Origin of the sequence: Pseudoclavibacter helvolus (assembly GCF_014191305.1) — a bacterium.
GTDB classification, from domain to species: domain Bacteria; phylum Actinomycetota; class Actinomycetes; order Actinomycetales; family Microbacteriaceae; genus Pseudoclavibacter; species Pseudoclavibacter helvolus.
The window spans coordinates 658,359-669,840 of sequence record NZ_JACHWJ010000001.1 but is presented as its reverse complement, the minus strand read 5'-3'; the positions used below and the strand labels follow the sequence as shown (position 1 = coordinate 669,840).

Annotated in this window: 10 protein-coding genes; 3 read left to right on the top strand and 7 right to left on the bottom strand. The window is 67.0% G+C overall.

The annotated features are described in order from the left end of the window. Nucleotides 1-19 precede the first annotated feature (19 nt). A complete protein-coding gene (gene secG, locus FHX72_RS03040; RefSeq protein WP_068481882.1) occupies nucleotides 20-277 on the top strand; it encodes a preprotein translocase subunit SecG in 258 nt (85 codons plus the stop codon). Beyond that, nucleotides 278-646, top strand: a complete 369-nt coding sequence (locus FHX72_RS03035; protein WP_183622960.1) for an RNA polymerase-binding protein RbpA — start codon at nucleotides 278-280, stop codon at nucleotides 644-646. Nucleotides 647-790: 144 nt separating this feature from the next. Here the strand turns inward: FHX72_RS03035 and pgl are convergent, their stop codons facing one another. The 6 genes from pgl to tkt form a co-directional block, all read right to left on the bottom strand. Continuing rightward, the gene (gene pgl, locus FHX72_RS03030; RefSeq protein ID WP_068481887.1) at nucleotides 791-1,546 is read right to left on the bottom strand and encodes a 6-phosphogluconolactonase; all 756 of its coding nucleotides are present in this window, start codon (nucleotides 1,544-1,546) and stop codon (nucleotides 791-793) included. Next, nucleotides 1,543-2,526 (bottom strand): glucose-6-phosphate dehydrogenase assembly protein OpcA, encoded by a 984-nt coding sequence (locus tag FHX72_RS03025; protein WP_068481889.1) that lies wholly within the window; start codon nucleotides 2,524-2,526, stop codon nucleotides 1,543-1,545. The genes pgl and FHX72_RS03025 overlap by 4 nt, the downstream gene beginning before the upstream one ends. Further along, complete coding sequence (zwf, locus tag FHX72_RS03020; protein ID WP_068493981.1) at nucleotides 2,523-4,064, bottom strand: glucose-6-phosphate dehydrogenase; 1,542 nt, start codon at nucleotides 4,062-4,064, stop codon at nucleotides 2,523-2,525. Before zwf ends, FHX72_RS03025 begins: the two co-directional genes overlap by 4 nt. A 108-nt stretch (nucleotides 4,065-4,172) precedes the next feature. Continuing rightward, a complete protein-coding gene (locus FHX72_RS03015; RefSeq protein WP_183622958.1) occupies nucleotides 4,173-5,759 on the bottom strand; it encodes a glucose-6-phosphate isomerase in 1,587 nt (528 codons plus the stop codon). Nucleotides 5,760-5,770: 11 nt separating this feature from the next. Beyond that, nucleotides 5,771-6,889: a transaldolase gene (tal, locus tag FHX72_RS03010; protein WP_068481908.1), complete on the bottom strand. Its 1,119-nt coding sequence runs from the start codon at nucleotides 6,887-6,889 to the stop codon at nucleotides 5,771-5,773. Nucleotides 6,890-6,943: 54 nt separating this feature from the next. Beyond that, nucleotides 6,944-9,034 carry a transketolase gene (gene tkt, locus FHX72_RS03005; RefSeq protein WP_068481911.1) on the bottom strand — a complete coding sequence of 697 codons (2,091 nt, stop codon included), beginning with the start codon at nucleotides 9,032-9,034 and terminating at the stop codon, nucleotides 6,944-6,946. Between the two features lie 245 nt (nucleotides 9,035-9,279). On the opposite strand from tkt, the gene FHX72_RS03000 reads away from it, so the two are divergent. Beyond that, nucleotides 9,280-10,182: a heme o synthase gene (locus tag FHX72_RS03000; RefSeq protein WP_244157503.1), complete on the top strand. Its 903-nt coding sequence runs from the start codon at nucleotides 9,280-9,282 to the stop codon at nucleotides 10,180-10,182. Nucleotides 10,183-10,261: 79 nt separating this feature from the next. On the opposite strand, the gene FHX72_RS02995 is transcribed toward FHX72_RS03000, so the two are convergent. Then, nucleotides 10,262-11,227, bottom strand: coding sequence for a COX15/CtaA family protein (locus FHX72_RS02995; protein WP_338110027.1), 966 nt, complete (start codon nucleotides 11,225-11,227; stop codon nucleotides 10,262-10,264). Nucleotides 11,228-11,482 lie beyond the last annotated feature (255 nt).

The following is an 11,482-nucleotide window of genomic DNA, read 5'->3' as shown; positions in this document are numbered from 1 at the left end:
TTCATCTGAAAGGGATTCCGTGGATATTCTCCTCGTCATCCTGCAGGTCGTGCTGGCCATCACCAGCGTCCTGCTGATCCTGTTCATCCTGTTGCACCGCGGACGAGGCGGCGGACTCTCCGACATGTTCGGTGGGGGCATGGGATCGAACCTCGGCGCGTCAGGCGTTGCCGAGAAGAACCTGAACCGCATCACGGTGACCCTCGCGGTCATCTGGCTGCTCGCTATCGTTTCGATGGGAATCATCACTCGCATTCAGACCGTCGTGGTGAGCTAGGTGGCGCAGGGGGGCTCTGCGATCAGGGGATCGCGCGTAGGCGCTGGACCGATGGGGGAGTTGGACCATGGCGTGCATGCTGCGCGCCTCACCATCTCCTATTGGGACGCGCTCGGCAACGAGACGGTCAGGCACTACTCCGCAGAACTCGCAGAGGAAGACATCCCTGATCTCATCGACTGCCCGATCTCCGGGCTTCCGGCGGGCCGCGACCGGGAGAACCCGCCGGCTGCCGTGAAGAACGAGCCTTACAAGACGCACCTTGCTTACGTCAAAGAACGACGGACAAGCGAGGAGGCGGAGCGCCTCCTCGACGAGGCGCTCTCGAAGCTCCGCGAGCGTCGCAGCAAGACGACCTCCAAGCGCTGACTCCGTCTTCTCGGCCCGGCGCCGCGATCGAAGTTGTCACGCGCAAAGCAAGCGGCTCCGGTCGTGAACCAGCCCCATCGAGGGCCTGATTCACGACCGGAGCCGTTTCCGTTTCCGCCGGAGGAGCATCCGCCGGAGCAGCAGCTAGCCGAGCGCTTCTGCCGCTGCGGCATCGAGCAGCAGCAGCGTCTCGAGTCGGCCGGTTGCGGCGCCAAGGGGCGATTCCTCCGCGGTCACACCTTCGGTGGCTGCGAGCCGCACGGCGTCGGCTTTCTCAGCACCTGTCACGACGGCCCAGACGCGTGCAGCCGCTCGAATGGCGGGGAGTGTGAGCGTCACTCGTTCTGGAGGCGGCTTCGGAGAGTCGCGGATGCTCGCGACAAGCGCAGACCCTGTCTCGAGCCCCGGCCGGCCGGGGAACAGCGAAGCAGTGTGCCCGTCACCGCCAGCGCCGAGGAGCACGAGGTCGAGCGAGGGGACTCCGCCCGGCACGCCGTCCGCGGGAGGAACGAGGGCCCGCAACTCAGCCTCGTAGGCGACGGCGGCATCGTCGAGGGACTCGCCGCTGTCGCTCGCGAGCGTTGCGTGCAGGCGCGCCTGCTCGAAACCCTTGGCCCCCTTGAGCTCCTCGGCGACGGCCACGACGTTGCGATCGTCGTGGCCGGTCGGCACGAAGCGCTCGTCCGCGAACCAGACGTGCACGCGCTGCCAATCGAGTCCGGCGTCCTCAACGGCCGCCACGAGCGCGGGGAGCACCTTGGTGGCGACCGAACCTCCGCTCACCGCGATGTGCAGTTCCGCGGTGGTCGAACCGACGAGCCCCGCGAACCGCCGGGCCGCGTAGTCCGCGACCCCGGCGACCGAGGGCTCGACGTGCCTGACCCGAGTGGCCTGCGTCATGCCTGCTGCTGCTCGTCGTCTGGGGTCGTTGCCGTCGGAGATTCCTGTGCTTGGGCTTCCGCCTCCGCGGCTGCCGCGAGCACGTCGCCGAAGACCCGGTCCGGCCCGAGCGAGCGAAGCTCCTCCGCGAGGACATCGGGAAGGTCCCTGACTGGCATGGGGATCTTCTGCTCCGGCTGTCCCGGCTGAGTGAGCACAACCGCCGTGTCGCTGACGCGCTCGAACGAGACGATTCCGCTCGGGCGCGTGAGCTTGATCGCGCGCAGCTGGGCGCGCCCGAGTTCGCGGTCGGTCGCCTGAGAGAGTCGCACGGGCACCTGCAGCGCGAGCTGCAGCCAAGCCGCCATGAGCAGCGTCGAGGTCTGGGACGGACGCCCGATGACCTCTACTTCCTGGATCGGCTCGTACGGCGGCTGATCGAGGACAGCGGCGATCTGCGCGCGCCAGCTCGTGAGTCGCGTCCACGCGAGGTCGCTGTCCCCGTCGCAGAAGCCCGCCGCGAGCTTCGTGACCGTCTCCTCGCCGTTGGTCGAGCTCCCGGAATCCACGATGCGCAGCTGGGCGATGCGACCGAGCGATGATGCGCTCGGCGCTCCGAGCGCGGAGTCGGGCCACCAGGCGACGACAGGCGCGTCGGGGAGGAGCAGCGCCTGCACGAGGGTCTCGGGGTCGTCGGCCGCTGGCCCCGAGACGTGGAGCACGATGACCTCACTCGCACCGGCGTCTCCGCCGACGCGAATCTCCGCATCCATGTTGGAGGTCTTCGCATCGCGATCGACCACGTGGATGACGATGACGCGCATGGGGTGCTCGCCGGACGCCGAGTTCGCGGCCGCGATCGCAGCCTCGCCCCGGCGCTCGCCGGTCGAGATGACCAGCGTCAGGACGCGGCCGAGAGCGACGGCCCCGCCCTCTTCACGCATTGAGACGAGCCGCTTTGAGACGGCCGAAGTCGTGGTGTTGCCGAGTTCGATGATCACGGGCGCCTCCAGGTGCGGCCATCGCGGGCGAGCAGGGCAGTGGCCGAGGCCGGTCCCCAGCTGCCGGGTTTGTAGAGTTCGGGCTGGCCCTGCGTCGCCCAGTAGTCCTCGACCGGGTCGAGGATCTTCCAGGAGAGCTCGACCTCCTCATGCCGTGGGAAGAGGGGTGGGTCGCCGAGGAGGACGTCAAGGATGAGACGCTCGTACGCCTCCGGGCTGGATTCGGTGAACGCGTGGCCGTAGCCGAAGTCCATCGTCACGTCACGAACGTGCATACCGGACCCTGGGATCTTCGAGCCGAAGCGGATGGTGACACCCTCATCCGGCTGAACACGGATGACGAGCGCGTTCGGCCCGAGCGAGGTTCGCTGGGCCTCGTCGAACAGGTACAGCGGCCCCTGCTTGAACGTGACGGCGATCTCCGTGACGCGGCGGCCGAGGCGCTTGCCCGTGCGCAGGTAGAACGGCACTCCCGCCCAGCGGCGCGAGTCGAGCTCGACGCGAAGAGCCGCGTAGGTCTCGGTCGTCGACTGCGGGTTCATGCCGTCTTCTTCGAGGAAGCCGCGCACGAACTCGCCGCCCTGCCATCCAGAGCCGTACTGGCCACGGGCGGAGGCGAGTGACAGGTCGCGGGGGAGACGGACGGCCGCGAGTGCCTTCTCCTTCTCCTGTCGCAGGTCCTTGGCGTTGAAGGAGAGCGGCTCCTCCATCGCGGTCAGCGCGAGGAGCTGGAGAAGGTGGTTCTGAATGACGTCGCGCGCTGCGCCGACACCGTCGTAGTACCCGGCGCGGCCGGATACGCCGATGTCCTCAGCCATGGTGATCTGCACGTGGTCGACCGTGTTGGCGTTCCACAGCGGCTCGAACATGGAGTTCGCGAAGCGCAGCGCGAGGATGTTCTGCACCGTCTCTTTGCCGAGGTAGTGGTCGATGCGGAAGATCGCGTCGCTCGCGAAGACTGACTCGACGATGCTGTTCAGCTCGCGCGCCGAGGCCAGGTCGTGGCCGAACGGCTTCTCGATGATGACGCGGCGCCAGGAGTCCTCGCGCTCCTCCGCGAGTCCGGAGCGGCGCAGCTGCGTCGTCACCTCGGGGAAGGATCGTGGGGGGATCGAGAGGTAGAACGCGTGGTTACCTCGGGTGCCCTGGTCTTCGTCCAGTTCTCCGAGGGCGAGCTTAAGCGAGTCGAACGACTCGTCGTTGTCGAACTCTCCCGAGACGAAGCGGATGCCCTTGGCAAGCTGGGTCCAGACGTCCTCGTTGAAGGGGGTCCTGGCGTGCTGCTCGACGTTCTCCTTCACGAAGGCCCGGAACTCGTCGTCAGACCACGGCCGTCGAGCGAAGCCGACGAGTCCGAACGATGGCGAGAGCAGGCCGCGGTTCGCGAGGTCGTAGACCGCCGGCAGGAGCTTCTTGCGGGAGAGGTCTCCCGTTACTCCGAAGATGACGAGGCTCGACGGTCCGGCGATGCGACTCAGGCGCCCATCGTCGATGGACCTGAGGGGGTTGTTGTCAGCGCTGATGTCGACTGGCGTCACAGCGTCGCCTCCTTACTTTCTAGGCACGGGTGTTGGTGTCCCCGTGTATGTCCTGCAGACACGAGCGCGGGGATGCGAAGGTGTTCGCATCCCCGCCCCGCTGATCGATCAGCGCGAGATGGCGCCGAGGAGTGCGTCGAGACCACGACCGGATTCGCCGAGGTCGATGCGCAACACAGGCTGCGCGTGCGACTCCAGCACGGATGCATCGCCGGCAGCCTGCGCCGAGATGAGCGTGCCGAAGGTGAAGGGGCGCTCTGGGATCTCCAGATCATTCGGCTCGGCCGAGGTGATCTGCAGGAACGCGCCCACCTTCGGGCCGCCCTTGTGGAACTGTCCAGTCGAGTGCAGGAAGCGGGGACCCCAGCCGAAGGTGACCGGTCGCCCTGAGCGCTTCGCGAGCTCGTCGCGGAGCGACTCGAGAGCGCCGAAGCGGTTCCGGTCGACGTATGCCTGCACTGACAGGTAGCCGTCGGCGGGGATGAGCGCCACGAGCGCGTCGATCGCGCCGCTGAGCGTGCTCTGCCCCTCGACGACAGCCCCGGTGCCGCGAACTTCCACGCCGTCAACGGCAAACGCTGCTGGAGTGGGCTCCGGGGTCGCTTCGAGCAGTCCGCGGGCGGCGATCTTGGCAGACTCGACGTCGGGCTGGTCGTACGGGTTGATGCCGATAACGGCCCCGGCAACGGCAACGGCCGTCTCCCAGAGCACGAACTGGCCGCCAAGAGTGCCGGATACCGAGATGTCATCGCCGCTGGCCGGGGTTGCTTCGGCGTCGGCGACCACGCGGACGAGCTGCATGTCAGCGGGCCGCGAGTCGATCTCCGGAGCGTTCGATGTGAGCACGACGGGCAGGATGCCGAGGTCGTCCTTGCCGGTCGACTCCGCGATGAGCTGCTCGACCCAGTCGCCGAAGCCCACGATGGAGGTGCCGTCGTCCACGATTCCAAGGAAGCGCTTTGCGGCGATGGCGGCGCCGAGGACAAGAGCTGGGTTGCTCTCGTCGTCAAGGGCGACTGCTGTCGCAGCGACGCCTGCGTCGTCGAGGAGTCCAGCGATGTCGACGCCGGCGAGCCCGGAGGGGACCAGGCCGAACGCCGTGAGCGCCGAGAACCGGCCGCCGACGTGGGGGTCGGCGAGGAACACCCGGTAGCCGGCCTCACGCGAGGCGGCCTCCATGGGCGAACCCGGGTCGGTGACGATCACGACTCGGCCGGCCGGCTCGATGCCCGCCGCCTCGAAAGCGCTCACGAAGGCGCGGCGCTGTGAGTCGGTCTCGACCGTCGAGCCGGACTTGGAGGAGACGACGATCGCGGTGCGTTCGATGCCCTCTTCGACAGCGGCGCGAACCTGTGCCGGGTCGGTCGAGTCGAGCACAACCAGGTCGACTCCGGCGGTCCGAGTGATGACCTCGGGAGCGAGTGAAGAGCCGCCCATGCCGCACAGCACGAACCTGGTCACGCCAGCCGCGGCGAACTCGTCCCGAAGCGAGACGATGCCCTCGACGAGTTCCCGGGAGACCTCGTGAGCACGCGTCCATCCGAGCCGGATGGACGACTCAGCTTCGGCCGCTTCGCCCCAGAGCGTTGCATCCTGCGCGAAGAGGCGCGAGGCGAACCGGTCGGCGACGAGGTCGCCGACCTTTGCTGCAGCTGCTGAGCTCGCGGCCCCGGCAGCGCTGACCTTGATGCCCATGGCGGTGACCCCTAGGCCTTCGCCGCGGCAGCCTGGAGCTGCGAGTCGACGGTTGCCTTGAGTTCCTGCCAGGAGACGATAAATTTGTCGACACCCTCGGTCTCGAGCTGCTCGGTCACCTCGACGTAGCTCACACCGATCGCTTCGAGCTCATCGAGCGTCGTGTTGGCGGCGTGCGCCGTTCCGGCAACCGTGTTGCCCGTGATGACGCCGTGGTCAGCAACTGCCTCGAGCGTCTTCTCCGGCATGGTGTTGACGGTGTGAGGCGCGACGAGCTCCGTGACGTAGAGCGTGTCGGGCAGCGCCGGGTCCTTGACCCCCGTCGAGGCCCACAGCGGACGCTGGACGTTGGCACCCTCCGCGAGCAGGAGCTTCGCGCGCTCGCTCGAGAACTCCTCCTCGAAGGCGGCGTAGGCGAGGCGTGCGTTGGCGAGGGCCGCAAGGCTCTTGAGCGCGATCGCCTCGTCGCTTCCGACGGCCACGAGGCGCTTGTCGATCTCTGCGTCGACACGCGACACGAAGAACGAGGCGACGGAGCGGATCGTCGACAGCTGGTGTCCACGCTCGCGAGCCTGCTCCAGGCCCGAGAGGTAGGCGTTGACGACCTCGCGGTAGCGGCTCAGGCTGAAGATGAGCGTGACGTTGACGCTGATACCAGAGGCGATGACCTCGGTGATGGCGGGGAGCCCCTCGACGGTCGCCGGGATCTTGATCATCGCGTTCTTGCGATCGACTGTGGCCCAGAGACGCTTGGCCTCGTCGATCGTCGCAGCCGTGTCACGAGCGAGCTCGGGGGAGACCTCGATCGAGACTCGCCCGTCGAGGCCATCCGTGGACTCGTAGATCGGCAGGAACAGGTCGCAGGCAGAGCGCACATCGTCCGTGGTGATCTCGAAGATCGCCTCGTCGACGCTCGCACCGCGAGCCTGCAGCTCGGCGACCTGCGCGTCGTAGGCCTCGCCCTTGCTGAGGGCGCCAGCGAAGATCGTCGGGTTGGTCGTGACGCCGACGATGCCGCGCTCGGCGATGAGACGCTCGAGAGCACCAGATTCGAGGCTTGATCGTGAGAGGTCGTCGAGCCAGATGCTGACGCCGGCCTCGGCGAGTGCTGCTGTTGGTGTTGAAGTCATTGCTGTTGTTCCTTCGTGTTGCTGATGAAGAAGAGCTTGGGTGTGGTGCGCGCTCTACAGAGCGAGCGACTCGAGCGCCGCGTCGACGACTGCCTCTGCGGTGATTCCGTAGGCCTTGTAGAGCTCAGGCTGGTCCGCGGACGCGCCGAACGTCTCGATCGAGATGCTGCGTCCCTTCGGCCCGACGAACTGGAGCCATGGAAGAGCGAGGCCGGCCTCGATGCTCACGCGAGCCTCGACGGCAGCGGGGAGCACGTGCTCGCGGTACGCGGCGTCCTGCTCCGCGAACCACTCGAAGCTCGGGACGGAGACAACCCGAGTCGGGTGTCCCTGTTCCTGGAGCGTCTCGCGGGCCTCGAGTGCGTACTGCACCTCGGAGCCGGTCGCGAGCACGATGATCTCGGGTGCGCCGCCGGCAGCTTCCGCGAGCACGTACGCGCCCCGCTTCGTTCCGGCCGCTGAGCCGAACTCCTGCTCGTTCGCTTCTCCGGACCCGCGCGCGATGACCGGGAGGTCCTGGCGGGAGAGGATGAGTCCGGTCGGGCCACCCCGGCGGCTCACGACCTCAAGCCACGCGGCGGCCGTCTCCGGTCCGTCGGCGGGGCGGACGACCGCGAGGTTCGGGATCGCACGGAGCGCGGTGAGCGACTCGATCGGCTGGTGAGTCGGCCCGTCGCCACCGAGGGCGATCGAGTCGTGCGTCCACACGAAGATCGAGGGGATGTTCATGAGGGCGGCAAGACGCACCGATGGGCGCATGTAGTCGCTGAACATGAGGAAGGTCCCGCCGAAAGCACGCGTCTTGCCGTGCAGCGTGATGCCGTTGAGGATCGCGCCCATTGCGTGCTCACGGATGCCGAAGTGGAGGACTCGCCCGTAGGGGTTGCCCGTCCAGCTCGAGGTCGAGAACTTCTCGGGGATGAACGACGCCGCGCCGTTGATGGTCGTGTTGTTCGAGCCCGCGAGGTCGGCTGAGCCGCCCCAGAGCTCGGGGAGCTGCGCGGCGAGCGCGTTGATCGCGTCCCCAGACGCCTTGCGGGTCGAGACCTTGGCGACGCCCGCGTAGTCGGGGAGAGCATCCGCGATGTTCTCCGGCAGCTCTCCGGCTTCGAGACGGTCGAACAGCTCGGCGCGTTCCGGGTTGTTGCTCTTCCAGGCGTCGAAGCCCTGCTGCCATTCGGCGCGCACTGGGGCGACGCGGTCAGCGAGTCCGCGGGTGTACGCGAGGACGTCGTCCGCGACCTCGAAGCTCTGCTTCGGGTCGAAGCCGACGAGGGTCTTGACGGCTTCGAGCTCGGTCTCGCCGAGCGCGGAGCCGTGGATGGCGCCCGTGTTCTGCTTGTTCGGGCTCGGCCAGCCGATGATCGTGCGGAGCACGATGATCGAGGGGCGACCAGTCTCAGCCTGCGCTGCGAGGGTCGCGTCGTGGAGGGCCGCGAGGTCCTCGTGGTACTGCTCGCCCGCCGTCCAGTCGACCGTCTGCACGTGCCAGCCGTAGGCTTCGTAGCGCTTGGCGACGTCCTCGGTGAAGGCGATGTCAGTGTCGTCTTCGATGGAGATCTGGTTGGCGTCGTAGAAGACGATGAGGTTGCCGAGCTCCTGGTGTCCGGCAAGCGAGGAAGCCTCGCTTGTGACGCCTTCCTGGAGGTCCCCGTCGCTGGCGATGACATAGACCCTGTGGTCGAAGGGGCTCTCGCCTGCTGCCGCCTCTGGGTCGAAGAGTCCGCGCTCGAAGCGCTGCGCGTAGGCGAACCCGACCGCGGATGCGAGGCCCTGGCCAAGCGGCCCAGTCGTCATCTCGACGTGGTCCGTGTGGCCGTACTCGGGGTGCCCCGGCGTCTTCGAGCCGAACTGGCGAAGCTGCTTAAGGTCGTCGAGTTCGAGGCCGAAGCCGCCCAGGTAGAGCTGGCAGTACTGCGTCAGCGAGGAGTGCCCCGCCGAGAGGATGAAGCGGTCTCGCCCGATCCAGTTCGGGTCCTTCGGGTCGACCCGCATCACGTGCTGGTAGAGCAGCGTCGCGAGGGGAGCGAGGCTCATCGCCGTGCCTGGGTGACCACCCTTCGCCTTCTCAACTGCATCTGCCGCCAAGATCCTTGCTGTGTCGACTGCACGTCGATCGAGCTCGGACCACTCAAAATTCGTCACACTGCGTCCCGTCGTCGTTGGGAAAGGGCCGCCTAACAGCCTATCGCCACGAGTGGTCCGCGCGGGAGGAACGGCATCCACTTCCTGGCCATGTTTCTCATTGCGACGAGTGTCACGGTTCAGCTCGCGTGCTGTGACGAGCGAACCCGCGCGCCGAATGGGGAGCCGTTCTCGGCCAGAGCAGATAGAATTGACAGGAGATTTCGAGCGAAGAGGACTTGGTGGCTTTGTCTGTCGATGAACTAGTGGCTGTCGCACCCCCGCAGCGGACGTCTTTCGGACGCAAGGCTCGGGCATATGTGGCGCTGACGAAGCCCCGGATCATCGAGCTCCTGCTCATCACGACGGTCCCGACGATGTTCCTCGCCCAGGGTGGCGTGCCGAACCTCTGGCTTGTGCTCGGCGTGGTGCTCGGCGGTGCGATGTCGGCGGGGAGCGCAAACGCGTTCAACTGCTACATCGACCGTGACATCGATCGCCTCATGAAGCGCACGGCGAAGCGACCACTCGTCACGGGTGAGCTCTCTGACCGCGAGGCGCTCGTCTTCGCGTTTGCCCTCGGCATCCTCTCGACCGTTGTCCTGTGGCTCGTCGCCAACCCGCTGACCGCGGCGCTCTCCGTCGGGGCGATCCTGCTCTACGTCGTCTTCTACACGATCGTGCTCAAGCGCCGTACCGAGCAGAACATCATCTGGGGCGGAGTGGCAGGCTGCATGCCGGTGCTCATCGGCTGGGCTGGAGTCACCAACTCGCTCAGCTGGGCTCCGTTTGTGCTCTTCGCCATCATCTTCCTCTGGACGCCAGCCCACTACTGGCCGCTCTCGGTCAAGTACCGCGACGACTACGCCAAGGCGAGTGTTCCCATGCTCTCCGTCACCGAAGGCGAACTCTCCGTCTCACTGCAGACCGTGCTCTACGCGTGGGCGACGGTCATCTGCTCGCTCCTGCTTGTTCCGATCGCGGGCATGGGCTGGCTCTACACCTCGGTAGCCCTGCTCTCTGGGGGCTGGTTCCTCTACGAGGCCCACGTGCTCTACTACCGCACGATCACGGGCAAGGGTGGCAAGCCCATGAAGGTCTTCCACCTCTCGATCACGTACCTCACGCTCGTCTTCGTCGCCGTGGGCATCGACCCGCTGCTCTCCTAACTCTGAGCACACAGCAATCAGCCCCGACGAGAGATTCTCTCGTCGGGGCTGAGCTGTATCCGGTTCGCTCTCGCGTGCCTCAGACGCGTCCGGGGCGCCCCTCGCGGCGGATTGTGGCGACGGCGGTGGTCGCGACGGCGATCGTCGTGACCGAGAGCACCACGTGCACGATCACGAGCCCGATTGGCAGCCCCGTCCGAGCCTGCCAGATGCCGACGACCGCCTGCGCAAATATGAGACCGAGGAGCCAGAACGAGACCCCGCGCGTGGCGGTGAACCCGCGGACGGCGGAGAGCACAACGAAGGCGAGCGTGCACGCGAGCAGGATGTATGCGGGCCACGAGTGGACGTGCTGCATGATCACTGGGTCGAGACCGTTCCTGGCCGAACCGGAGTCACCCGCGTGCGGGCCGGATCCGGTCGTGAGCGTGCCGACGAAGACCGTCACCCAGACCCAGACGTTCACGACGACACTCAGCGTGAGCACGAGGCCCGCCCGGCTCACGTCGAGGCGAGTACCCACTTCAGGGACCGGCACGCCGCTGCGCACGCGGAAGAGCAGGACAGCCGCGAGAGCGACCATGAGTCCGGAGATGAGGAAGTGGAACCCGACGATGTCGGGGTTGAGGCCCGTGAGCACGGTGATGCCACCGACGATCGCCTGGACGATGATGAGCACGCCGATCGCGAAGGCGGGAACGGCGAGGCGCATCCCGTGCGGGCGGGCACGGAGGACCGCGAGGAAGAGCAGGAGCGCGATGATGGCAAGGACGCCCGTCAGCGTGCGGTTCCCGAACTCAATGATGCCGTGGATGCCCATCTCGGGCGTGTTGATGAGGGACTCATCCGTGCAGTACGGCCAGGTGGGGCAGCCGAGCCCGGAGCCCGTGAGCCGCACCAGGCCGCCGGTGCCGACGATGGCGATGTTCGCCACGAGGCTCGCCCACGCGAGAAACCGCGTGTACCTCGTGATGCTCGTCGGCATCAGTCGCGCGCGCAGTGCCTCCGCGCGTGGGGGACGGACGGGAGCGACTTGCGCGGTCACGATTGCCTTTCAGACGCCGAGGTTGTCTGGCGTAGGATAGAAGTTGTTGTCTTCGCTCGGGACGTGCGCCCGAATCGCGGCGCAGGGAACAATGGAGGCCCCTCGCGGGTTCCATTCTACGAGAGGTAGACGCACGCCGTCTGCCGGAGCAGCCGCGGGCCCACCGGCCGAAGACCCCACGCGCGAGACGATCGAGGGCGACAAGCCAGAGATGCAGCCGTGCGTGCAGAACGACTTCAGAGATGAGAGAGACGA